This window comes from Microbacterium neimengense, from assembly GCF_054782995.1.
Genome location: NZ_BAAGRK010000003.1, coordinates 765,800 through 787,648 on the forward strand (window position 1 = coordinate 765,800; position 21,849 = coordinate 787,648).

A 21,849-nucleotide genomic window follows, 5' to 3' on the forward strand; every position below is an offset into this window, starting at 1 on the left:
AGGAGGGTGGAACCACCAAACAAACACAGCCCCCAGGTTCCGGCCCCACACCGCCGCTCCGAGGGATCGAAAGGAGCACACCTCTCATGGCCACCATCACCGCAAATGTCCGGACGCAGGTCGCTGCCAAGCCGATCACGGCAGAGGCGAGCGTCGTCACGAGCCTCGCGGCTCGACGCACCGTCGCCATCGCACGTTTCGCGACCGGCTTCATCTTCCTGTGGGCCTTCCTCGACAAGACCTTCGGCCTGGGCTTCTCCACCCCGGTCGAGCGGGCCTGGATCAACGGCGGCACACCCGCTCAGGGCTTCCTCAACAGCGAGGCCGTGAGCGGCCCGTTCAAGGGCATCTTCCAGGCGATCGCGACGCCGCTGACCGACGTCCTGTTCATGGCCGGCATGCTCGGCGTGGGACTGGCCGTCATGCTCGGCATCGGGATGCGGGTCGCCGCCGTCGCCGGCAGCGCGATCATGCTCTTCATGTGGATGGCGGAGTTCCCGATGATCTGGGGCACCGGTTCCACCAACCCGGTCGTCGACTACCACATCATCTACGCCCTCATGCTCATCGTTTTCGTCGCACTTGCGGCCGGCGAAACGTGGGGCCTCGGCGCCCAGTGGCGCAAGCTGCCCATCGTGCAGAAGAACCACTGGCTCATCTAGCCGACCTGCTGGCCGCGTGACGGTGCGGCGCTTCCTCGCCCGGGGAGCGCCGCATCGTCATGTCTGCACGTCCCCGCCCTCTCCACTCCCAACCCCGCGGTCCTCTCCCGGACCACCCGGGGCCTTTGCGTGCTCGAGGACCCGAAACGTCGCGTGTCCGGCCCGGGGACCGCAACACGCGTCCCTCGAGCAGGAACACCCCACGTTCGAGAAACCCGAAACGTCACGCCTGCGAGCCCGGGAGCCCGGGGCGCCGCGCGGGCGAGGAGGCGCGGGGGCGGCGAGAGTCAGGAGCGACGCTGCTCGGCGCGGTAGACGGCGGCCTGGGTGCGCCGCTCCATGCCGAGCTTGCGCAACAGCCCCGACACGTAGTTCTTGACCGTCTTCTCGACCAGGTTCAGCTTCTCGCCGATCTGGCGATTGGTCAGCCCGTCGGCAATCAGGTCCAGGATCTGCCGCTCGCGCAGCGTCAGGTCGACCTCTGGGGCGGCAACCGCATCCGCGCGCGAGCGGACGAGCTCGGCAGCGCGCGTTCCGGTGAGGGTCTTGCCCGCGGCGACCTGGCGGATGCTGTCGAGCAGCCCGTTCGCGCGGATGTCTTTGAGCACGTAGCCCGCAGCGCCGGCAAGCACCGCGGCTTCGCTCGCGCGGTCGTCGTCGAAGGCGGTGAGGATCAAGCACGCGATCTCCGGATGCGCGGAGCGCACGTCGCGGCAGACGTCGATGCCGTCGCCGTCGGGCAGGCGCATGTCGAGCACCGCGACGTCCGGGCGCACCGCATCCACGCGCGGGAGCGTCTGTGCCGCGGTCGACGCCTCGCCGACGACCTCCATGTCGGGGGCGGCGTCGATGAGGTCGACGACCCCGCGGCGCACGAGTTCGTGGTCATCGAGAACGAAGACGCGGATCATAGGTCGGCCTCCTGCCGGGAAGTCTCGTCGTCGGATGCGGCCGGAGCGGCCAACGGCACGCTCCACGCGGCGAGGGTACCGCCGCCGGGGCGGGGCGCGAGTGCGAAGGTGCCGCCCCGGGCCTCTGCCCGCGCCTGCAGGTTGCTGAGGCCGCTGCGCCGCTCGCGGGCCGGGTCGAGCCCGCGGCCGTCGTCGCCGACCTCGATGACGATGCGGCCGCCGCGCACCTCCACCCGCACCTCGGCGTGCGAGGCGCGGGCGTGCCGGACGACGTTCGAGAGCGCCTCGCGCACGACGGCAGCGACTTCCGGGGCGAGATCGGCGGGCACGTCATGGTCGACCGGACCGCGGAACACGAGCCGCGGCGGCTCCGCCAGAAGGGCTCGATACTCTCCGACGACGTCGACGATGCGATCGCGCAACGTGACGCCGCCCACATCGTCGTGCTGCAGGGCGAAGATCGCGGTGCGGATCTCGGCGATCGCCTCGTCGAGGGCGTCGATCTGCGCCGAGAGGCGGTCGCCCAAGCGCGGGTCGTCGACACCGGCGGACACGACCTGCAGCTGCATCCCGGCGGCGAACAGGCGCTGGATCACGTTGTCGTGCAGGTCGCGGGCGATGCGGCCACGATCCTCCAGCAGGGCGAGCCGGTGACGGTCGGCACGCGCGCGGCTGAGTTCTCCGGCGAGATCCGCGACGGAGGCCAGCGCGGTCGTGCGCCGGATGTCGTCGTCGCTGAACGGCCGTTCGCGCAGGTGTCGGGCCAGCAGCACTCCCACATCCGCGCCGTCCTGCCCGCCGAGGCTCACCACGAACGCGTCGCCGAACCGCACGGTCTCGCCCTCGAACGTGGGCAGCGCCACCTCGGGGAGCACCGTGGCTCCCGTCGCGAGCAGGGCGCGGGCGACCCGATCATGGCCGGGCAGCTCCACGCTCTCCAGCTGGCGCGCCATGGCGTCGCCGCGCACGATCTGCAACCGCACGGTGCCGCGTTCGGTGGACGTGATGATCGCCACGAGCGCCGCACCGGTCAGCATCGGCAGCTGCTCTGCGAGCAGTCGGTAGGGTCGCTCGTCGTCGACCTCGAGGAAAGCCGCGCGCACCTCGGCGGTCGCCGCGGCCCAGCGCTCCCGAAGCCGGGCGGCCTCGTACAGCCGCGCCTTCTCGATCGCAATGCCCGCCGTCACGGCGAGCGAGCGCAGGAGTTCCGTGTCTTCCTCGGTGAAATGGCCGTCCGGATGCTCGGCCAGGTAGAGGTTGCCGAACATCTCCTCGCGGACGCGGATCGGCACCCCGACGAAGCTGTCCATGTGGGGATGGTGCGCGGGGAACCCGGTGAATCGTGGATCGGCGGCGACGTGATCGACCCGCACGCTCTCGGACACGATGGCTCCCAGCAGGCCGCGCCCGCGCGGCGGATGCCCCATCCGCGCCGCGGTCTTCTCATCGATCCCGACGTGCACGAAATCGACGATCGCGCCGTCGGCGCCCAGCACGCCGATCGCGCCGTATCGCGCGCCGACGAGATCGACGGCCGATTCGACGATCTCGCGCAGCACGGAGTGCAGATGGATGTGGCCGACGATCGCCGCATTGAGCGAGAGCAGGCTACGCAGTCGTGCCTCGATGTCGGCCACGGTCCCCTCCCCTGGTGTCGCGCCCAAGTCTAGGTGCGCCCCCCTCGGCGCCCACCGACCGCCGCCGTGACTACTGCCCCCGCCCACCTCCCCCGGCCGCCCTCCGCACCCCCGTTCGCCTGTCACAGATCGAGCCATCCGGCTCGATCTGTGACAGGCGAACAAAACGGGCGACCCCCGACGACCGGCGCGTTGTGCTCCAGACCCGGTTCACAGCATCCGGAACGCCGCGCGCGGCACACTTGCCTGGTGGCCCACCCGAAGGAGAGCGCCGTGCCCGCGTCCGAGTCCTCTGCAACGCCCGCACCCGTGTCCGCGCCCGAGCTCGATCCCCGGCTGCGTGCCGCGATCGACGACCACCTCGTCGCGCTCCGCCAGGGCGCCGCCCTCTGGTCGCGCTCGAGCATCGTCGAGCGCATCCGTGCACTCTCGGCCACGAGGGACGCGGTCGGCACCGCCGCCGCGGACTGGGCCGGCATCGCCGCGCGCGCGAAGGGGCTCGCCCCCGACCACCCGCTCCGCGGCGAGGAGTGGCTCTCGGGTCCCTACGCCGTACTCGGCGCACTCGACGGCTACCTCGCGACGCTGCGCCGGATCGCCGCAGGCGGCAGTCCGCTCGACGGTGTGCGGCTCGACCGGGCGCCGGGCGACCGCATCCGCGCGCACGTCTTCCCTCGCGAACCCATGGACAACCTGCTGCTGTCGGGATTCACGGGCGAGATCTGGCTACGCCCCGGCACCGACGCCTCCACCGCCATCCGCCGTGCCGGGCTGGCGCAGGTCGCCCCGGGCACGGCGGGCGTGGGACTCGTCCTCGGCGCGGGGAACATCTCCGCGATCCCGGTCCTGGACGTGCTCTACGAGCTGCTCGCGTTCGACCGCGTGAGCCTGCTCAAGGTCAACCCCACCCAGGACGACCTCGTGCCGGTCTTCGAGCGTGCGCTCGCGCCGCTGATCGGTCGGGGACTCGTACGGATCGTGCGCGGCGCCGGCGATGTCGGCGCCTACCTCACCGCGCACGAGCGCATCGAGCACGTGCACATCACCGGCTCGGCCGCGACCTTCGACGCGATCGTCTGGGGCGCCCGCGATCGCACGACGGATGAACCGCAGCTGAAAGCCCCCATCTCCGCCGAACTCGGGGGCGTGTCTCCGATCATCGTGGTACCGGGCGAGTGGACCGATGCCGACCTCCGCTTCCAGGCGGCCCACATCGCGACGATGCGGCTGCACAACAGCGGACACAACTGCATCGCCGGTCAGGTCGTGCTGATGAGCGCGGACTGGCCGCAGCGGGAGCAGTTCCTACGGGCGCTGCACGAGGCCTACCGCGACGCCCCCGACCGGCCGGTCTGGTATCCCCGCGCCGACGAGCGACTGCACGCGCTCACGGTGACGTATCCGAGCGCCGAGTGGTCGGCCTCACACAGCCGCGCGCTCGTGCAGGTGGCGCCGGGCGAGGATGCCACCGAGCTCGAGACCACGGAGTACTTCGCCCCCGTGCTGGGCGTCGTGGAGCTCCCCGGAACGGGGCAGGACTTCCTCGACGCCGCCGTCGCGCACGCGAACGAGTCGCTCGCGGGGACGCTCGGCGCCAACGTCATCGTCGACCCCGATACGGAGGACGCGATGGGTGCGGGCTTCGAGCGGGCGGTCGCCGAGCTCCGCTACGGCGGCATCGCGATCAACGCGTGGACCGGCGTGCTGTTCGCAACCCCCGTGCTGAGCTGGGGTGCCTTTCCGGACTCCGACGTGCGGGAGGTCGGATCGGGAATCGGCGTCGTGCACAACACGTCGCTGCTGGCGGACGTCGAGCGCTCGGTGCTGCGAGGGCCCTTCCGCCCGTTCCCGCGCTCGCTGGGCCCGGGACGATTCTCCGTGCTGCCCACCCCGCCGTGGTTCGTCTCCGCACGCACGGCGGCGGCGGTGAGCGAGGGGCTGACCCGCTACCGGATCGACCGCAACCCGCTCGGTCTCGCCCTCACCCTCATCCGAGCGATGGGCGCCTGAGCCTCACGCGAACCGGTCGGTAGCCGCCCGCAGGGCCGCCGCGATCCCGGGTTCGGATGCGGAGTGCGAGGCGTCGTCGACGACCACGAGCTCCGACTCGGGCCACGCACGGTGCAGGTCCCACGCCGTCATGATCGGCGTGCAGACGTCGTAACGACCCTGCACGATGACCGCGGGGATGTGGCGGATGCGGTCCACTTCCTCGATCAACTGGCCCTCGCGCAGCCATCCATGGTTCACGAAGTAGTGGTTCTCGATGCGCGCGAACGCGGTGGCCGCATCCGGATCCGTCATCGATGCCACCAGTTCCGGGTCGGGGCGCAGCGTGAGCGTCGACGCCTCCCACCGGGTCCACGCGAGCGCGGCGGGCCGGTGCACCTCCGGGTCCACGTCGAACAGGCGTCGGTGGTAGGCCTCGATCATTCGACTGCGCTCGAGCACCGGGATCTCGGCGACGTAGCCCTCCCACAGGTCGGGGAAGATCGCCGAGGCGCCGCCCTCGTAGAACCACTCCAGCTCGTGCCGGCGGAGCGTGAAGATGCCGCGCAGCACGAGCTCGGTGACCGCCTCGGGGTGCGCCTGGGCGTAGGAGAGCGCGAGGGTGGACCCCCACGAGCCGCCGAAGACCTGCCAGCGCTCGATTCCGAGGTTGCGGCGCAGGAGCTCGAGGTCGGCGACGAGGTGCCAGGTCGTGTTGAACCGCAGGTCCGCGGCGGCGTCGCTCGCGTGCGGCGTCGATCTGCCGCATCCGCGCTGATCGAGCAGGACGATCCGGTAGCGCTCGGGATCGAAGAAACGCCGATGCCAGGGCGAGGTGCCTCCGCCGGGCCCGCCGTGCAGGAAGACGACCGGCTTGCCCTCCGGGTTGCCGGACTGCTCCCAGTAGATTCGCTGCCCGTCGCCGACCAGCAGTTCTCCGCTCTCGTAGGGCTCGATCGGCGGGTACAGGATGTCGTCGAGCTCGGAGACCGTCATGTCCTCACGGTACCTTGCCACCCCTCCGTGCCCGCGGATGCGCTATGGGGCTCCCCGGGATGTGTCCGCCCCGAGCCTGCTCGTATGCTCATCGCATGAGCACAGCTGCGCCCACCACGATCACCATCACCGGCGCCGGGGGGCAGATCGGCTACGCGCTGCTCTTCCGCATCGCGGCAGGCGACATGCTGGGCCCCGACCGACCGGTCAGGCTGCGTCTGCTGGAGATCCGCCAGGGGCTGCGCGCCGCGGAGGGCGCGGCGCTCGAGCTGCAGGACGGCGCGTTCGAGCTGCTGCGCGACGTCGAGGTCACGGAGGATCCGGCCGTGGCCTTCGACGGCTGCAACATCGCCCTTCTCGTCGGCGCGCGCCCGCGCGGTCCCGGCATGGAGCGCGCGGACCTGCTCGCCGCGAACGCGGGCATCTTCGGCCCCCAGGGTGCGGCGATCGCGGCGCACGCCGCATCCGACGTCCGCGCCGTCGTTGTCGGCAACCCGGCGAACACGAACGCGCTGATCGCGTCGGCCGCGGCCCCCGACGTCCCCGCCGAACGCTTCGCCGCGCTCACCCGCCTCGACCACAACCGCGCCGTCGGCCAGCTCGCCGAGGCGGTCGGCGTCGGCGTGTCCGCGGTGCGCGATGTGGCCATCTGGGGCAACCACTCCGCTACCCAGGTTCCCGACGTGACGCACGCGACGATCGACGGCGCACCCGCCCTCGACGTGCTCGCCGCGCGCTTCGGCGACGAGGATGCGGCGATCCGCTGGCTCGACGACGAGTTCACCCCGCGGGTGGCGAAGCGCGGGGCGGAGATCATCGAGGTGCGCGGCTCCTCCTCCGTGGCCTCCGCGGCGAACGCGACGATCTCCCACATCCGCGACGACGTCGAGGGCACCCGACTCGGCTGGACCTCCGCCGCGGTCGTCTCGCACGGCGAGTACGGCGTGCCGGAGGGCCTTTTCAGCTCCTTCCCGGTGCGCTCGGACGGCAGCGGGTACCGCATCGTGGAGGGGCTGGAGGTTCCTGCTCGCGTCCGCCGCCGTCTTGACGCCTCGGTCGCCGAGCTCGCCGACGAGCGCGAGGCCGTGCGGGCGCTGGGGGTGATCTGACGTGGAGCATCTGGCCGTCATCGTCGGCGGCATCATCGTCGTCGCCATCGTGACGGCCCTGGGCCGGCGGCTCAACATCGCCGGCCCCCTCGTCCTCGTCGCCATCGGCCTCGTGCTGGCCGCCCTCCCGTTCGTGCCCGACATCCCCGAGGTCGATCCCGAGTGGATCCTCGTGGGCGTGCTCCCGCCCCTGCTGTACTCGTCGGCCGTGCAGCTTCCCGCCATCGAGTTCCGTCGCGACTTCACCCCGATCGCGGGCTTGTCGGTGGTGCTGGTGGTGGGAAGCGCCGTGCTGCTCGGCTTCTTCTTCACCTGGGTGATCCCGGGCCTCGACCTCGCCCTCGGCATCGCCCTGGGTGCGATCCTCTCGCCGACGGATGCGGTCGCCACCTCGATCGTGAAACGGATGGGCATCTCCACACGCGTCACGACGATGCTCGAGGGCGAGAGCCTGCTCAACGACGCGACCGCCCTGGTGCTGCTGCGCACCTCCACCGCCGCGATCGCGGCGGGGTTCTCGTTCGGCGAGACCATCCTGTCGTTCCTGTGGGCGGTGCTGATCGCCCTCGTGATCGGCGGACTCGTCGGCTGGGTGAACCTGCGGGTGCGCACGTGGGTCGGCCACTCGGCGGCCAACACCGCCATCAGCTTCGCGATCCCCTTCATCGCGTACCTGCCCACCGAAGAGCTCAACGGCTCGGGACTCGTCGCGGCGGTGGTCGCGGGCATCGTCACCGGGCAAGGCGCGGCCCGACGCTTCGCGCCCGAGCAACGGTTGTCGGAAGAAGCCAACTGGCGCACGATCGAGCTCGTCCTGGAGGGCGGCGTCTTCCTCGTCATGGGGCTGGAGCTCACCGACGTCGTCAACAAGAACCTGACCGAGCACGACGGCCTCTGGCACGGCACCTGGCTCGCCCTGTCGGCCCTCGGCATCATCGTCGCCGTTCGCGGCGTGTACGTGGCCTTCCTCATCTGGCAGCAGGGACGAAGAGCGAGGCGGTTCGCCGGCTTCGACATCGAACGCGTCGACAACAGACTGCAGGGGATGGCCGACGGCACGGTACCGATCGAGAGATCGAACCCCGAGCGGGCGATGCGCCGCATCCCGTCGATCCGGAAGCGACTCGCGCGCCTCGGCGCCGATCTGGACTACTACCGCTCCTCACCACTCGGGTGGAAGCACGGCACGATCATCGTCTGGGCCGGGATGCGAGGTGTCGTGACTCTCGCCGCGGCGCAGACCCTCCCGCGGGGCACCGACCACCGCCCTCTGCTCATCTTCGTCGCGTTCATGGTGGCGATCATCAGCCTGCTCCTGCAGGGTTTCACCCTGCCTGCGCTGGTGCGCCTGCTCCGGATCCCGTCGGAGTCCGCGGGACCGACGCGGGAGGAGCAGCGGCGCCTGGACGATGTGCTGCGCGAGGCCGCATCCGAGCGACTTCAGGACGAGGATCTGCGCCGGCGCGACGGGACGGCGTTCAGCGAACGCATCCTCACCCGGGTGGGAGCACGACTCGTGGACCCGCCCGACGACGAGATGACGGCAGCCGCGCGCGAGGTGCTGGAGCTGCGCCTCGAGATGATCGACGCCATGCGCGAGCGCCTGCTCGAGGCAGGGTCGTCGGGGTCGTTCAGCACGGCCGCGCTGCGCCACGCCCTCGCGGAGCTCGACGCCGACCAGATCAGCCTCGAGCTGCGCCTGGCGGACGAGACCGGCGACGAGTGACACCGTCACCCGATCCGGGGGAGAATGGACGCATGGTCAGCGAGGGGACGGGCGAGAACGCGGGCGCGGGAGCCGATCCCGCGACCGCCCCACTGCACCTGCCCCACACGGCGGCCGACTGTCCCAAGTGCTTCACGGAACTGCAGTCGGACCGCAACTGGTGGCGGGCCCGGCCGACCGGCGCGCGTCTCGTAGGCCTCGTCGTGAATCGCGACGACATGCCCTCCGTGGTCGAGCAGCGCGCCGAGCTGACGCGCTTCGGTGTGCCCATCGATGGCTTCCGACACCCGGCCCCCGACATCCTCGAGTCGTGGGAGGAGCGTCTGAGTCGACTGTTCGGCCGCCTCACCCGCGGCGACGTCCTCGTCGTGGCGAGCGTGCATGCGCTGGGCCGCAACATCGACGAGGAGACCCGCACGGTCGCGGAGCTTCGCCGACGCGGCGTGATGGTGAAGGTGCTGGGCCACTCCGGCCGGCACCTGTTCGACACCGGCCGCTGACGCCGAGCGCGTTTCGTCTCGCCTGCGGCTCGCTCAACGACCGGTGATCGCGGCGCGCCAGCAGCCGGCGACGTGATCGTCGACGAGACCGGCGGACTGCATCAGGGCGTACATCGTCGTGGGCCCGACAAAACGGAAGCCCCTCCGGCGCAGTTCCTTGCTGAGCGCGGTCGATTCGGCCGTCGTGGCCGGGACCGCGGCGAAGGACGCCGGCGGCACGTGGCCCTCGGGCGAGAACGACCAGATCAGCGCGTCCAGCTCGCCCGGCGACATGGCCTCGACCAGACGCGCGTTGCCGATGACCGCCTCGATCTTGGCCCGATTGCGCACGATGCCCGCGTCGCCCATCAGCCGCTCGACGTCGACCTCGTCGAAGGCGGCGACCGCACCCGGCTCGAAGCTCGCGAACACCTCGCGGAAGCGCGGGCGCTTGCGCAGGATGGTGATCCAGCTGAGCCCAGCCTGGAACCCCTCGAGGCTCATCTTCTCGAACAGCGGCCGATCACCCCGAAGCGGACGACCCCACTCCTCGTCGTGGTAGCGCAGGTACTCGGGATCGGCTCCGGCCCACGCGCAACGCGCACGGCCGTCTTCCCCCACGATGATGTCGGTCATCCGCCCACGCTATCGGCGGTCGCCGACACCCCTCAGCGCTTCTTGTGCAGCGACTTCTCCGAGACCGGCGCCTCACCGGATGCGGCGAGCTCCGCGTAGTACGCGTGCGCCTCATCCTGTCGCTGCTGCTCCGCGCCCGACGCGATGTGCGCGCGGATGTGCTCGGGCTCGAAGCCCCACGCATCCACCAGGTCCTGCGCGTGCGGACGGAGCCGGGCCGAGAGGCGTCCGATGTAGCGCGACACGGAGCCGGCGCGCTGAGCCGAGAGACGCCCGTTGATGAGGTACCACGACAGGTGCTTCTCGATGAGGCTCATCCCGAAGAGGTCGCGCAGCCAGGTGAGCACCCGCAGCGTGCCGTCGTCGCCGACGCGGTGCACGGCATCGGTGAAGGCCTCCCACTGCAGCAGCTCACCGTGCGCGCGCGCCGCCTCGATGAGGTCGTACTGGCATTCGTTGAACAGCGCGGCGGCCTCGGCGGCGGGCAGTTTCGCCGCTGGACGCAGGCGCGCCGCGACGTCGGCGACCATCTGCTGCACGCGTCCCGCCAGCAGCTCGAACTGCTGGTCCTCGCGCAGCCCGAGCTCCACCGAGCGAGCGGTCGAGCCGAAGTCGGCGAGAGACTGCCCGAGCTGACGAAGGCCTGCGCCGTGGAACACCTTGCCCGCGGTGCTGCCGACGGCGAAGCGAGCGAGCGCGGCCGCATCCTTGCCCTTGAACTGCGAGGCGAAGTCCGAGAGCAGACGCTTGCCGACGAGTTGGAGGAGCACGTTGTTGTCGCCCTCGAACGTGACGTACACGTCGAGGTCGCTGCGCAGACCGACGAGACGGTTCTCGGCGAGGAAGCCCGCGCCGCCGCTCGCCTCGCGGCACTCCTGCAGGATGTCGAGCGCGTTCCACGTCGACAGCGGCTTGAGAGCGGCCGCCAGCGTCTCGAGGTCCTCGCGCTCTTCGGAGGTGTCGGTGCGGCCGGAGAACACACCGTCGAACTTCTTCAGGAACTCGTCGTGCGCGAACGCCTGCGCGTACACCGTGGCCAGCCGCGGCAGGAGGCGGCGCTGGTGCTTGCCATAGTCGAGCAGGGTCACCTCGGGCGTCCCCGACCCTGAATCGAACTGACGACGCTGGTTGGCGTAGGTGACGGCGATCTTCAGTCCGAGGGCGGCCGCCGTCGTAGCGGCCCCGTCGAGCGAGACGCGGCCCTGCACGAGCGCGCCGAGCATCGTGAAGAAACGGCGACCGGGGCTCGCGATGTCGCTCGAGTACGTGCCGTCGGCGGCGACGTCGCCGTAGCGGTTGAGCAGGTTCTCGCGGGGGATGCGGACCTGGTCGAAGTGCAGGCGGCCATTGTCGATGCCGTTGAGGCCGCCCTTGACGCCGTCGTCCTCGCCGCCGACGCCCGGCAGGAAGTCGCCGGCCTCGTCGCGGATCGGAACGAAGAAGCAGTGCACGCCGTAGTTGACACCGCCCGTGATCAGCTGGGCGAACACGGTGGCGGCACGCCCGTGCACCGCCGCGTTGCCGAGGTAGTCCTTCCACGCGCCCCGGAACGGCGTGTGGATGACGAACTCCTCCGTCTCGGCGTCGTACGTCGCGGTCGTGCCGATCGCGGCCACATCCGAGCCGTGGCCGGTCTCGGTCATCGCGAAGGCGCCCGGCAGCTTCAGCGTGACGACGTCGGCGAGCCATTTGTCGTGGTGCTTCTTGGTGCCCAGCTGCTGGATGGCGGCGCCGAAGAGCCCCCACTGCACGCCGGCCTTGATCTGCAGGCTGGGGTCGGCGAGCACGAGTTCCTCGAAGCCGGCGATGTTCGCACCGTTGTCACCGAGGCCGCCGTACTCGACGGGGTACGCCCGCGCGGACACTCCCTGTTCGACGATGAGACCCAGCTGAGCGAAGACACGGTCGCGGTGCTCGGCGACGGTCTGCCCGTCGATCCGCCAGAAGGCCGGATCCTTGATCATCTCGCGCGCCTCCCGGCGCGTCTTGCCCCACGTGCCGAGCAGCATGTCGGTCACGGCGGGCAGGTCGATGCGCGGCTCGGCGGCCTCTGCCGCGGAGCGCGCCGCGGCAGGCGCGCCCCCGGCAGGAGTGCGACGGCTGGTCGCAGGCTTGGCGGGACGGACGACGGCGTCGGTCATGGCATCACCCTTCGGTGGGACAGAGGAAGACGATGTCGACGGTAGGAGCACGACAACCACACCCCAAGTCGATTGCAGATCCTCTACAACCGGATGCGGGCACGTCGCCGCATCCGGTTGTGTGCTGGCGACATCGTCCATGAAGACGACCCGGTGTCGCAAGCCTCGGACACACTGGATGCGGGAGGTTCGCCCATGACGCTGACCCTGAAGCCCTGGTCCACCGCGGACCTTCCCGTGCTCCAGCGCGCGAACACGCCGGAGATGACGCGGTTCCTCGGCGGCCCAGAGACCGAGGCGCAGGTCGTCGAGCGCCACGAGCGGTACCTGCGCCTGAATCAGAGCGGCGAGGCGGAGATGTACCGCATCGACGTCGACGGCGAGCCGGTCGGCGCCATCGGATTCTGGCAGGTCGATCACGACGGCGTCCCGGCGTACGAGGCCGGCTGGAGCGTGGAGAGCGCGTGGCAGGGGCGAGGCATCGCGTCCACGGCCTTGCGGCAGCTCATCGCGCGCGTGCGGCAGCGCGGCGACCGCGCCTTTCTCGTGGCCTCCCCGGGTGCCGACAACGCGGCATCCCACGGGGTGTGCCGCGCGGCCGGTTTCTCGCGCGGCGGTACCTTCACCGAGCCCTGGCGAGGGGGTTCGCTGATGGTCACGACGTGGACCCTCGACATGTCGCCGCTCGACGTCGCCGATCGCGTCGCGGATGTCGACGAGCGGTTCTCCGGCGCCCTCGACCGGGAACGATGGTGGCCGTACTACCTGCCGCACTGGGCATCGCGTGCGACGACGAGTGCCAGGTGGCGCACCGGTCCCGAGGGGCTCGAACTGCGCATAGATGAAGACACCGCACCGTGGGCGCCCGACATCGACGGGGAGGTCCGGGTGTCGCATCTGCAGACGGCACAGCGCTCGGGCCCAGCGGGCTCGTCGATCGGGCAGCATCGCTTCCGCGACGGTCTCGTCGTGCGCGAGGAGCAGCCCGATGCCGGGCTCTGGCTCGTGCGGTACGGCGTGATCGAGGCGCGGCTGACGGCGGTGCGCGACGCACGCGCGATGGTGGCGTTCTGGCCGATCGGCGTCGAAGACAGCCCCGAGCACTCGGGGGAGATCTGCGTGTGCGAGATCTTCGGGCACGAGCTCGACGACGACGGCGGATGGGTGGGAGTCGGCGTCAAAGCGCAGCACGACCCGGGACTGCGCGACGATGTCGAGAAGATCCGCGTCGAGGGAGATCTCACCCAGCCCCACGACTACGCCGTGGAGTGGTCGCCCGACCGCATCCGATTCTTCATCGACGGACGCTGGGTCAAGACCGTCAACCAGTCGATCGGCTACCCCGTGCAGCTCATGCTCGACGTCTACGACCTGCCGCTCGCACCGCGCGGAGGGTCCAGCTATCCCTTCCGGATGCGGGTGGAGCGGGTGCGCAGCTTCCCGCCGGTCTGAGCCGACCCGTCGGGATGTGTCAGGCGGCGGCGATGACCTCGAGCACGGCCTCGCCGTACGCGTCGCGCTTCTTGGCGCCGATGCCGGTGATGCCATCGAGATCGGCGAGCGAGCCCGGACGATGCTCGGCGAGCGCGCGCAACGTCGCGTCGCCGAACACGATGTACACGGGGACGCCCTGCTCGCGCGCGGCCTGCGCGCGCCATTCGCGCAGCGCTTCGAACAGTGCGCGATCGCCCTCGGCCACGGCGTCGGATGCGGCGGCCCGCCGCGCGCGGGTCGCGGCGGCGGGACGGCCGATGACGTCACGCCGTAGGCGCACGGCCGTCTCGCCGCGGAGCACTCCGCCGGCTTCCTCTCCGAGCGCGAGCGTGCCGTACTCGCCGCGTGCGACGAGCACGCCGCGTGCGAGGAGCTGGCGGATGACGCTGCGCCAGTCCTGATCGCTGAGGTCGGCGCCGATGCCGTACGTCGCCAGTTCGTTGTGCCGTTGCTGACGGATGCGGTCGGTGTCGGCACCGCGCAGGATGTCGATGATCTGGCCGGCCCCGAACGACTGGTTGCGCTCCCGCTGGAGGCGCACGACCGTCGACAGGAGCTTCTGCGCCGGCACGAGACCGTCGAAGATCTCGGGCGGAGTGAGGCACGTGTCGCAGTTGCCGCAGGGTTCGGCCTGCTCGCCGAAGTAGTTGAGCAGGTTCTGCCGACGGCACTCGACGGTCTCGCAGAGCGCGAGCATGGCGTCGAGGTGCTGCCCCATCCGGATCTTGAACGCGCGGTCGCCGGGGCTCTGGTCGATGAGACGCCGCTGCTGCACGACATCGCCGAGCCCGTACGCCATCCACACGACGGAGGGATCGCCGTCGCGGCCCGCGCGGCCCGTCTCCTGGTAGTAGCCCTCCACGGACTTCGGCAGATCGATGTGCGCGACGAAGCGCACATCCGGCTTGTCGATGCCCATGCCGAAGGCGATCGTCGCCACCATCACGACGCCGTCGTCGCGCAGGAACCGCGACTGGTTCGCGGCCCGCGTCTCAGCCGGAAGGCCCGCGTGGTACGGCAGCGCATCGATCCCCTGCGCACGCAGGTAGTCGGCCGTCTGCTCGACGCTCTTGCGACTCAGCGCGTACACGATGCCGGCGGAGCCCTCCGGCTGCGATCGGATGAAGGCGACGAGCTGGCGGCGCGGATCGACCTTCGGCTCGATGCGGTACTGGATGTTGGGTCGGTCGAAGCTCGCGACGAAGTGGCGGGCGTCGCCGAGCGCCAGTCGCTGGGTGATCTCCCGATGGGTGGCACGCGTCGCCGTGGCGGTCAGCGCCATCCGCGGCACGCCAGGGAAGAGGGTGCCCAGCTCGCCGAGGGCGAGGTAGTCGGGGCGGAAGTCGTGACCCCACTGCGACACGCAGTGCGCCTCGTCGATCGCGATGACACTCAGCCTGCCGCGCTTCAGCAGCGTGGTGGTGGCGGGGAGGTTGAGTCGCTCGGGGGCGACGTAGAGCAGGTCGATCTCGCCGGCCACGTACGCGCGCTCGACGCTCTGCCGCTCACCGGGCAGCTGGGTGGAGTTCAGGTAGGCGGCGCGCACACCGTTGGCGAGCAGCGCCTCGACCTGATCGTGCATGAGGGCGATGAGAGGGCTGACGACGAGGCCTGTGCCCGGCCGCACGAGCGCGGGCACCTGGTAGGTGACGCTCTTTCCGCCGCCGGTCGGCATGAGCACGATCGCGTCCCCGCCGCCGACGACGTGATCGACGATGTCGGCCTGGTCGCCGCGGAAGGCGTCGTAGCCGTAGACCTCGTGCAGCACGGTACGCGGGTTCTGCCCGGTGAAGTCGCGGCGCGGCGTCGCCGCAGGTGCATCCTCGGGTGGAACCCAGCCGTCCTCGGGCGGCACCCACCCGCTCTCGCCGTACGGATCGTACGGCGGCTCGTCCTCCGGAGGCGCCCAGTCATCCGGTGGGACGTCCCACGAGGACGGATGCGGCGAGCTCACTCTTCCAGGGTAACCAGCCTCGCAGACAGACTCGCCGCCCCGCATCCTCACCGCATCGGCTCCCGCCACCCCGCATCCTGCCGCCCGCATCCCTGCGTGTCTCACACATTCACGCCCGAAGCCCCCGAAACGTGCACAAGTGAGACACGCAGGTCACCACACGCGCCGTTCCACCGGGTCATGCACGCAAAAGGGTCATGCACGCAGAAAGGACGCGCACGCACGCAGGGCACGCACGCAGGGCGCGCACGCAGGGCACGCACGCAGAGAGGAGCCTCAGCACCAGCGATCGGCGAGGGACCCGACGACGTTGAGGTTGCGGTTGGTGGCGACGCCGAGCAGCTTCGCGGCGGAGAGCGGATCGACCGTACCGTCGTTGTACCCGGGGCCCAGCAGGGCGTGTGCGGCGCGGCCGGACACGACCATGTCGCCCCTGTCGCCGCTGGTCGCCTCGACGAGGGCCGCCTGCTCGGGCGTGAGCTCTTCCTTGAGCAGGTACACGTAATGCCGCGCCAGGTTGGTTCGGGCTTCGCTCAGGGCCCTGGCCTCCTGCGCGATCCGCGCGAACTCGTCGGTCGTGAAGACGATCGTGGGCACGTCGAAGCCACGGTCGGCGTGGAACGCGCGCTCCAGCGCCTCCTCGATGCGGGCGCGCGAACGCATCCTCGTCGAGAACCGCACGTTGCCGGTGTTGAGGTGCGTGGTGACGTCCTCGAAGCCGAGCTCCGACACCACCCGGCAGATGTCGTCCTTGGGAAAGACCCGCTTGGCTCCGAGGTTGATGGCGCGGAGAAACCCGAGATACGTCGGCACCCGGACCATTGTGGCCCGCTGCGCCCGATCACGCATCCCCGCGGACCCGCCTCACTCGCCGGGGAACGTCTCCTTGAGCTCCAGGATGCGGCCGGCCGCCGCATCCACCTTCTGAGCGAACGCGGGGTCGGTCTTCGCCCGCTGCAACACGGCCTGATACATCTCCGGGAACACCGACGTATCGGCCGAGAGCAGCAGCAGATCGACGCCGGCGTCGACGGCGAGCACCGCCCGATCCGCGGGCGCCCAGCGCTCCACCTGCGCCGTGGCCGAGATGTCGTCGGTCATCACGACACCGTCGAATCCGAGCTCCTCGCGCAGCAGTCCTGTCACGACAGGCTCGGAGAACGCCGCGGGCATCGAGGGGTCGATGCGCTGGTAGACCGCGGTCGCCATCATGACCGCAGCCGGGCCCTCCTCGAGAAGGGTGCGATAGACGTCCACATCAGGGGAGTCGGCGCCGACCTCCGTGTCGAGCACATCGGCCGCGTAATCCGTGTTGCCGGTCACTCGGCCGAGCCCGGGGAAGTGCTTGATGGTCGGCAGAACGCCGGCCTCCCGCATCCCCTGGGCGAAGACGCCCGCCTTGTCGGCGACGGTCGCCTCGTCGTAGCCGTAGTGGCGGTTGTAGATGCCGATGGGCTGATTCAACCGTGCGGTGTCGGCACTCGAGACGATGTCGGCCACGGGCGCAAGGTTCATGTCGACGCCCGCCGCGCGCAGCTGGGCACCCCACCGCACGGCATCCGCGCCGAGCGTCGCGTCGTCGCGTTGCGCGCTCGTCAGCGCTGTCGGCATGGGCTCGAAGCCCTCACCGGAGAGCACCTGCACGTCCCCGCCCTCCTGATCCGTCGCGACCCAGGCGCGGGGGCCGGTCGCAGGCTCCACCGCCGTGAACTGCGCAACGAGCGCGGCCGTGGCCGCCGCGCCCGCGGACGAGCGGCCGCGCAGGAAGAGCCCACCCACACCGGGGTCGGCCATTGCAGCGAGCGCCGTGGGGTCGGGGGCGTCGGCGGGAGTTCCCACCATGAACAACTGCCCGACGCGCTGCTCCATCGTGAGCGCCTCGACCGGGTCGGGCGTCGGAGTCGGGGTGGGTGTCGGGCTCTGGGCGGAGGGAGCGGCCGTCGGCGCGGACTGCGTGGCGGAGCATCCCGCAAGCACCGCCACCGCGCCGAGAACGGCGAGCGCGCGAACCGTGATCGTCTTGCGCATCATCCCAGTGTCCCCCACCGGGCCTGGACGAGTCCGGGGTTGCGCCCGGCTAGAGGCGCACGATCTCGGTGACGCTGACCTGCGCCGCGCCCTCTTCCGCGGATGCGGCGAGGTCGACGACCGCGCGGATGCGCCAGTCGTGGTCGCCGTCCGGATCGTCGATGACCTGCTCGACGCGCCAGAGCCCGCTCGACGCATCCGACTCATCGATCGTGCAGAGCGCGGGCGAGCGCGCACCGGCGCCGGTGAGGACGGCGTCGTGGTCGTCGTAGTAGGCGTCCAACGCATCCGGCCATCCCGCATCCGGATCCAGGGCGACGAGGTCGTCGTCGCGTTGGAGGGCCGCGAGCTGCACGCGCCGGAACATCTCGTTGCGCACGAGCACGACGAAAGCACGACGGTTGGCCACAACCGAGGGTGGCGCGGGAGGCACGACGGGCTCGCCCGCCACATCCGTGGGGTTCACGAGCCGCTCCCACTCGTCGACGAGGCTCGAGTCCACCTGCCGCACGAGCTCGCCGAGCCAGGCGATCACGTCCAGCAGCTCCTCGGTGCGCGCTTCGGCCGGCACCGTCTGCCGGATCGCACGGTACGCGTCGCTCAGGTAGCGCAGCACGAGGCCTTCGCTGCGGCCGAGCTGGTACCAGGAGACGAACTCCGCGAAGGAGAACGCCTGCTCGAACATGTCGCGGACGACGGATTTGGGGCGCAGCTCGAAGTCGCGCACCCAGGGCTGGCTGGAGGCGAACACCTCGAACGCCTCGCCGAGCAGCGTGGCCAGCGGCTTCGGGTAGGTGATCTCCTCGAGGGCCGCCATCCGCTCGTCGTAGTCGAGCCCGTCGCGCTTCATCGCCGCGACCGCCTCGCCGCGCGCCTTGAACTCCTGTTGCGCGAGCACGGGCCGCGGGTCGTCGAGGGTCGCCTCGATCACGCTGACCACATCCAGGGCGTAGTGACCCGACCCCGCGGCGCGCACCGGTCGGAGATCCGGCCCGATGTCGGAGGTTTCGCCGTCGATCCTCCGACCTTCGTCGCTTTCTCCGACCGGAGTGAGCTCGACGGCGGACCCCGCCGCGGCGGATGCGGGCGGCACCGCATCCGGGTCGAGCAGCTCGATGGCTGCGAGCGCGAAGGGCGAGAGCGGCTGGTTGAGCGCGAAGTTCGGCTGCAGGTCGACCGTGAGCCGGATGCGGCCGCCCGCCACCTCGACGACATCGGCGGCGACGAGCGTGCGGAAGATCGCAAGCGCCCGGCGCGCGAGCTCGTAGCGGCGGGCGCGGGGCTCGTGGTTGTCGAAGACGAGGGAGCGCACGTGCGCGAAGACGTCGCCACCGCGGGCGATGACGTTGATGAGCATGGCCGCCGTCAACTGCATCTGCGGCACCAGGGGTTCGGGCACGGCCTGCACGAGCCGCTCGAACGACCCTTCGCCCCAGTTCACGGCGCCGGCCGGCGCCTTCTTGCGCACGATCTTCTTGCGCTTGGCGGCGTCGCCCGCGGCCTTGCGCAACGCCTGCTCGTTCTCGATCTCCCACTCGGGGGCCATGACGACGACCGTTCCGGCGGTGTCGTAGCCCGCACGACCGGCGCGCCCCGCGATCTGATGGAACTCGCGCGCGGTGATCTGCCGCATCCGGGTGCCGTCGAACTTGGTGAGTGCCGTCATGAGCACTGTGCGAATCGGCACGTTGATGCCCACGCCGAGCGTGTCGGTGCCGCAGATCACGCGCAGCAGCCCGCGCTGCGCGAGCGTCTCGACGAGCCGTCGGTAGCGCGGCAGCATGCCCGCGTGGTGCACGCCGATGCCGGCGCGCACGAGGCGCGAGAGAGTCTTGCCGAACGCCGTCGTGAAGCGGAAGCCACCGATGGCCTCCGCGATCTCGTCGCGCTGCGCACGGCTCGCCACCTTCACACTCGCGAGCGCCTGCGCACGCTCCATGGCCTGCGCCTGCGAGAAGTGCACGATGTACACCGGAGCCTCGTTCTCCTCGAGCAGCTTCTCGACCTGCTCCTGGATCGGGATGCGGGCGTAGGAGAAGTGCAGCGGTACAGGGCGCTCCACGCCCGCCACCTCGACGGTCGGGCGCTGTGTGCGACGGGTGAGGTCGGCGGCGATCCCGGTCACGTCGCCGAGGGTCGCCGACATGAGCAGGAACTGCGCCCGCGGCAGGAGCAGGAGCGGCACCTGCCACGCCCAGCCCCGGTCGGGCTCGCCGTAGAAGTGGAACTCGTCCATCACGACCTGGTCGACCGCGGCATCCGCTCCGTGCCGCAGTGCCAGGTTCGCCAGGATCTCGGCCGTGCAGCACACGATCGGCGCATCCGGGTTGACGGAGGAGTCGCCCGTGACCATCCCGACGTTCTCCGCGCCGAAGATGTCCACGAGCGCGAAGAACTTCTCGCTCACGAGGGCCTTGATGGGCGCGGTGTAGTAGCTCCGCCCGCCCCGCGCGATGCTCACGGCGTGCGCGGCGACGGCGACGAGCGACTTGCCCGTGCCGGTGGGTGTCGACAGGATCACGTTCTGACCCGAGACGAGCTCGATGACCGCTTCGTCCTGCGCGGGGTACAGCTCGATGCCGCGTCCGGTGGTCCAGTCCACGAATGCGTCGTACAGCGCATCCGCATCGTCCCCGGCTGTCCGGGCGAGCTCGGTGAGGGATGCGGTCATCCCTCGAGTCTGCCCGACGCCGGCCGCATCGGACGGCGGGCCTCGTCATCCGACGCAGGCGTCCTCGGCGGATGACGCAGCCCGAGACCGCCCGCCCGCGGCTAGCGTGGGAGCACGCGAGCAGAGGAGAGCCATGTCGGATGAACTGAACGTGCGCGTCGAACGCGGCGAGGACAGGTACGAGGTCTTCCTCGATGACGTGCCGGCGGGCTTCACGGCCTTCTACACGGACGAGGAGGGCCGCACGGTCTTCCCCCACACCCAGGTGGATCCCGCCTTCAAGGGTCACGGTGTCGCCAGCATCCTGGTCGAACGCGCTCTTGAGGACGAGGCGCAGCGCGGCGAGACGATCGTCCCGCTCTGTCCGTTCGTGGCGAAGTACCTGCGCGAGCACGAGGTTCCCGGCCTCAAGGTCGCCTGGCCGTGACCCGGCTCGACGCTGACGCCGAGGAGAGCCTCGAGCAGTCGGTCGAGTGCGACGGCCCCCGCGCCGTCGTGCTCGACGCGCGCGAGGTCCCGCTCGGCGGCGTGCGCGCGATGCAGGTGCACCGTGCCCTCCCGCAGCGCGAGCTGCCGATGGTCGGCGCGTGGTGCTTCCTCGATCGCTTCGGCCCCCAGGAGGTGCGGATGCGGGTGGAGCCGCACCCGCACATCGGACTGCAGACGGTCACCTGGCCGCTGATGGGCGAGGTACGCCACCGCGACGGCATCGGCAGCGACGTGCTGATCTCCCGCGGCCAGCTCAACCTCATGACGAGCGGGCGCGGCATCGCCCACTCCGAGTACTCGGTCACCGATGACCCCATCCCCCTCGACGCCCTGCAGCTGTGGATCGCCCTGCCCGACTCGCGTCGCCACGGCGAGCCCGCCTTCGAGCAGCACACCGACCTCCCCGAGCTGGCGCTGAACGGTGGCGGCGGCGCCATCGTCGTCATGGGAGAGCTGGCAGGAGTGCGCTCGCCCGCATCCGCCTATACGCCGATCGTGGGGGCCGAGGTCCGCGTACCCGCAGGATCCCGCATCACGCTGCCGCTGCGTGCGGACTGGGAGCATGCGCTCGTCGGCGTCGCCGGCACTCCGCGGGTGCACACGGCGGATGCCGAGCGCACCGAGCTGGTAGGGCTGCAACTGCTGTATCTCGGTCGCGGACGAGACGAGGTGGAGCTCTCGAGCGACGAGCATGCGACACTGTTCCTCCTGGGCGGCGAACCCTTCGAGGACGAGATCGTCATGTGGTGGAACTTCGTCGGACGCGATCACGACGAGATCGTGGCGGCTCGCGAGGAGTGGGAGGCGGGCTCGGAGCGATTCGCGCACGTCGTCGGCCACGGCGACGAACGCGTCCCCGCACCTCTGCTGCCGGCCGTGCGGCTGACGCGTCGCCGGCGTCGACTCTGAGCGGCGGAGTTCTCCCGG

At 70.7% G+C, this 21,849-nt stretch carries 17 protein-coding genes; 8 read left to right on the forward strand and 9 right to left on the reverse strand.

Going from position 1 to position 21,849, the window contains the following annotated elements; genetic code table 11:
• The first annotated feature begins 86 nt into the window (after positions 1–86).
• The gene (locus ACYVJS_RS06405; RefSeq protein WP_234074297.1) at positions 87–662 is read left to right on the forward strand and encodes a DoxX family protein; all 576 of its coding nucleotides are present in this window, start codon (positions 87–89) and stop codon (positions 660–662) included.
• A 287-nt stretch (positions 663–949) separates the two neighbouring features.
• Here ACYVJS_RS06405 and ACYVJS_RS06410 read toward each other — a convergent pair whose 3' ends face one another.
• Complete coding sequence (locus ACYVJS_RS06410) at positions 950–1,573, reverse strand: response regulator (protein WP_307322086.1); 624 nt, start codon at positions 1,571–1,573, stop codon at positions 950–952.
• Positions 1,570–3,210, reverse strand: a complete 1,641-nt coding sequence (locus ACYVJS_RS06415) for a GAF domain-containing sensor histidine kinase (protein ID WP_460738820.1) — start codon at positions 3,208–3,210, stop codon at positions 1,570–1,572. Before ACYVJS_RS06415 ends, ACYVJS_RS06410 begins: the two co-directional genes overlap by 4 nt.
• A gap of 249 nt (positions 3,211–3,459) precedes the next feature.
• Here ACYVJS_RS06415 and ACYVJS_RS06420 point away from each other — a divergent pair, with 249 nt between their 5' ends.
• Positions 3,460–5,220, forward strand: a complete 1,761-nt coding sequence (locus ACYVJS_RS06420) for an aldehyde dehydrogenase family protein (protein ID WP_460738823.1) — start codon at positions 3,460–3,462, stop codon at positions 5,218–5,220.
• Between the two features lie 3 nt (positions 5,221–5,223).
• On the opposite strand, the gene pip is transcribed toward ACYVJS_RS06420, so the two are convergent.
• Positions 5,224–6,195, reverse strand: coding sequence for a prolyl aminopeptidase (gene pip, locus ACYVJS_RS06425; RefSeq protein ID WP_460738825.1), 972 nt, complete (start codon positions 6,193–6,195; stop codon positions 5,224–5,226).
• Positions 6,196–6,290: 95 nt separating this feature from the next.
• Between pip and ACYVJS_RS06430 the strand changes: the two genes are divergently transcribed.
• From ACYVJS_RS06430 to ACYVJS_RS06440, 3 genes are read left to right on the forward strand one after another with little or no spacing between them, the layout of a single operon-like run.
• Positions 6,291–7,304 carry a malate dehydrogenase gene (locus ACYVJS_RS06430; RefSeq protein ID WP_460738827.1) on the forward strand — a complete coding sequence of 338 codons (1,014 nt, stop codon included), beginning with the start codon at positions 6,291–6,293 and terminating at the stop codon, positions 7,302–7,304.
• Position 7,305: 1 nt separating this feature from the next.
• A complete protein-coding gene (locus tag ACYVJS_RS06435) occupies positions 7,306–9,030 on the forward strand; it encodes a cation:proton antiporter (protein ID WP_460738828.1) in 1,725 nt (574 codons plus the stop codon).
• A gap of 32 nt (positions 9,031–9,062) precedes the next feature.
• Entirely contained in the window at positions 9,063–9,530 is a 468-nt protein-coding gene (locus ACYVJS_RS06440) for a recombinase family protein (RefSeq protein ID WP_460738830.1), read from the forward strand.
• A gap of 33 nt (positions 9,531–9,563) precedes the next feature.
• Here ACYVJS_RS06440 and ACYVJS_RS06445 read toward each other — a convergent pair whose 3' ends face one another.
• Both ACYVJS_RS06445 and ACYVJS_RS06450 read right to left on the reverse strand, forming a co-directional pair.
• Positions 9,564–10,145, reverse strand: a complete 582-nt coding sequence (locus ACYVJS_RS06445) for a DNA-3-methyladenine glycosylase I (RefSeq protein WP_460738833.1) — start codon at positions 10,143–10,145, stop codon at positions 9,564–9,566.
• Positions 10,146–10,177: 32 nt separating this feature from the next.
• The gene (locus ACYVJS_RS06450; RefSeq protein ID WP_460738835.1) at positions 10,178–12,286 is read right to left on the reverse strand and encodes an acyl-CoA dehydrogenase family protein; all 2,109 of its coding nucleotides are present in this window, start codon (positions 12,284–12,286) and stop codon (positions 10,178–10,180) included.
• Between the two features lie 195 nt (positions 12,287–12,481).
• Here ACYVJS_RS06450 and ACYVJS_RS06455 point away from each other — a divergent pair, with 195 nt between their 5' ends.
• Positions 12,482–13,738: a GNAT family N-acetyltransferase gene (locus ACYVJS_RS06455; RefSeq protein ID WP_460738837.1), complete on the forward strand. Its 1,257-nt coding sequence runs from the start codon at positions 12,482–12,484 to the stop codon at positions 13,736–13,738.
• Between the two features lie 19 nt (positions 13,739–13,757).
• On the opposite strand, the gene recQ is transcribed toward ACYVJS_RS06455, so the two are convergent.
• The 4 genes from recQ to ACYVJS_RS06475 all read right to left on the reverse strand — a co-directional run bounded on the left by recQ (position 13,758) and on the right by ACYVJS_RS06475 (position 20,433).
• Positions 13,758–15,779: a DNA helicase RecQ gene (gene recQ / locus ACYVJS_RS06460; protein ID WP_460739869.1), complete on the reverse strand. Its 2,022-nt coding sequence runs from the start codon at positions 15,777–15,779 to the stop codon at positions 13,758–13,760.
• Between the two features lie 231 nt (positions 15,780–16,010).
• Entirely contained in the window at positions 16,011–16,547 is a 537-nt protein-coding gene (locus ACYVJS_RS06465; RefSeq protein WP_460738839.1) for a DUF1697 domain-containing protein, read from the reverse strand.
• A gap of 51 nt (positions 16,548–16,598) precedes the next feature.
• Positions 16,599–17,762: a glycoside hydrolase family 3 N-terminal domain-containing protein gene (locus ACYVJS_RS06470; protein WP_460738841.1), complete on the reverse strand. Its 1,164-nt coding sequence runs from the start codon at positions 17,760–17,762 to the stop codon at positions 16,599–16,601.
• 49 nt (positions 17,763–17,811) lie between these two features.
• A complete protein-coding gene (locus tag ACYVJS_RS06475) occupies positions 17,812–20,433 on the reverse strand; it encodes a DEAD/DEAH box helicase (protein ID WP_460738843.1) in 2,622 nt (873 codons plus the stop codon).
• Positions 20,434–20,566: 133 nt separating this feature from the next.
• Between ACYVJS_RS06475 and ACYVJS_RS06480 the strand changes: the two genes are divergently transcribed.
• Together ACYVJS_RS06480 and ACYVJS_RS06485 are read left to right on the forward strand one after the other, a co-directional pair.
• On the forward strand, positions 20,567–20,860 hold the full coding sequence (locus ACYVJS_RS06480; RefSeq protein WP_344226508.1) for a GNAT family N-acetyltransferase: 294 nt from the start codon (positions 20,567–20,569) through the stop codon (positions 20,858–20,860).
• Complete coding sequence (locus ACYVJS_RS06485) at positions 20,857–21,831, forward strand: pirin family protein (protein ID WP_460738846.1); 975 nt, start codon at positions 20,857–20,859, stop codon at positions 21,829–21,831. The genes ACYVJS_RS06480 and ACYVJS_RS06485 overlap by 4 nt, the downstream gene beginning before the upstream one ends.
• The last annotated feature ends 18 nt before the right edge of the window (positions 21,832–21,849 follow it).

What these genes read in the sequence shown, in the direction of transcription:
- ACYVJS_RS06405 (WP_234074297.1), top strand. Translation starts at nt 87, where the DNA reads ATGGCCACCATCACCGCAAATGTCCGGACGCAGGTCGCTGCCAAGCCG.
- ACYVJS_RS06410 (WP_307322086.1), bottom strand. Translation starts at nt 1,573, where the DNA reads ATGATCCGCGTCTTCGTTCTCGATGACCACGAACTCGTGCGCCGCGGG.
- pip (WP_460738825.1), bottom strand. Translation starts at nt 6,195, where the DNA reads ATGACGGTCTCCGAGCTCGACGACATCCTGTACCCGCCGATCGAGCCC.
- ACYVJS_RS06430 (WP_460738827.1), top strand. Translation starts at nt 6,291, where the DNA reads ATGAGCACAGCTGCGCCCACCACGATCACCATCACCGGCGCCGGGGGG.
- ACYVJS_RS06440 (WP_460738830.1), top strand. Translation starts at nt 9,063, where the DNA reads ATGGTCAGCGAGGGGACGGGCGAGAACGCGGGCGCGGGAGCCGATCCC.
- ACYVJS_RS06445 (WP_460738833.1), bottom strand. Translation starts at nt 10,145, where the DNA reads ATGACCGACATCATCGTGGGGGAAGACGGCCGTGCGCGTTGCGCGTGG.
- ACYVJS_RS06450 (WP_460738835.1), bottom strand. Translation starts at nt 12,286, where the DNA reads ATGACCGACGCCGTCGTCCGTCCCGCCAAGCCTGCGACCAGCCGTCGC.
- ACYVJS_RS06455 (WP_460738837.1), top strand. Translation starts at nt 12,482, where the DNA reads ATGACGCTGACCCTGAAGCCCTGGTCCACCGCGGACCTTCCCGTGCTC.
- recQ (WP_460739869.1), bottom strand. Translation starts at nt 15,779, where the DNA reads ATGCGGGGCGGCGAGTCTGTCTGCGAGGCTGGTTACCCTGGAAGAGTG.
- ACYVJS_RS06470 (WP_460738841.1), bottom strand. Translation starts at nt 17,762, where the DNA reads ATGCGCAAGACGATCACGGTTCGCGCGCTCGCCGTTCTCGGCGCGGTG.
- ACYVJS_RS06475 (WP_460738843.1), bottom strand. Translation starts at nt 20,433, where the DNA reads ATGACCGCATCCCTCACCGAGCTCGCCCGGACAGCCGGGGACGATGCG.
- ACYVJS_RS06480 (WP_344226508.1), top strand. Translation starts at nt 20,567, where the DNA reads ATGTCGGATGAACTGAACGTGCGCGTCGAACGCGGCGAGGACAGGTAC.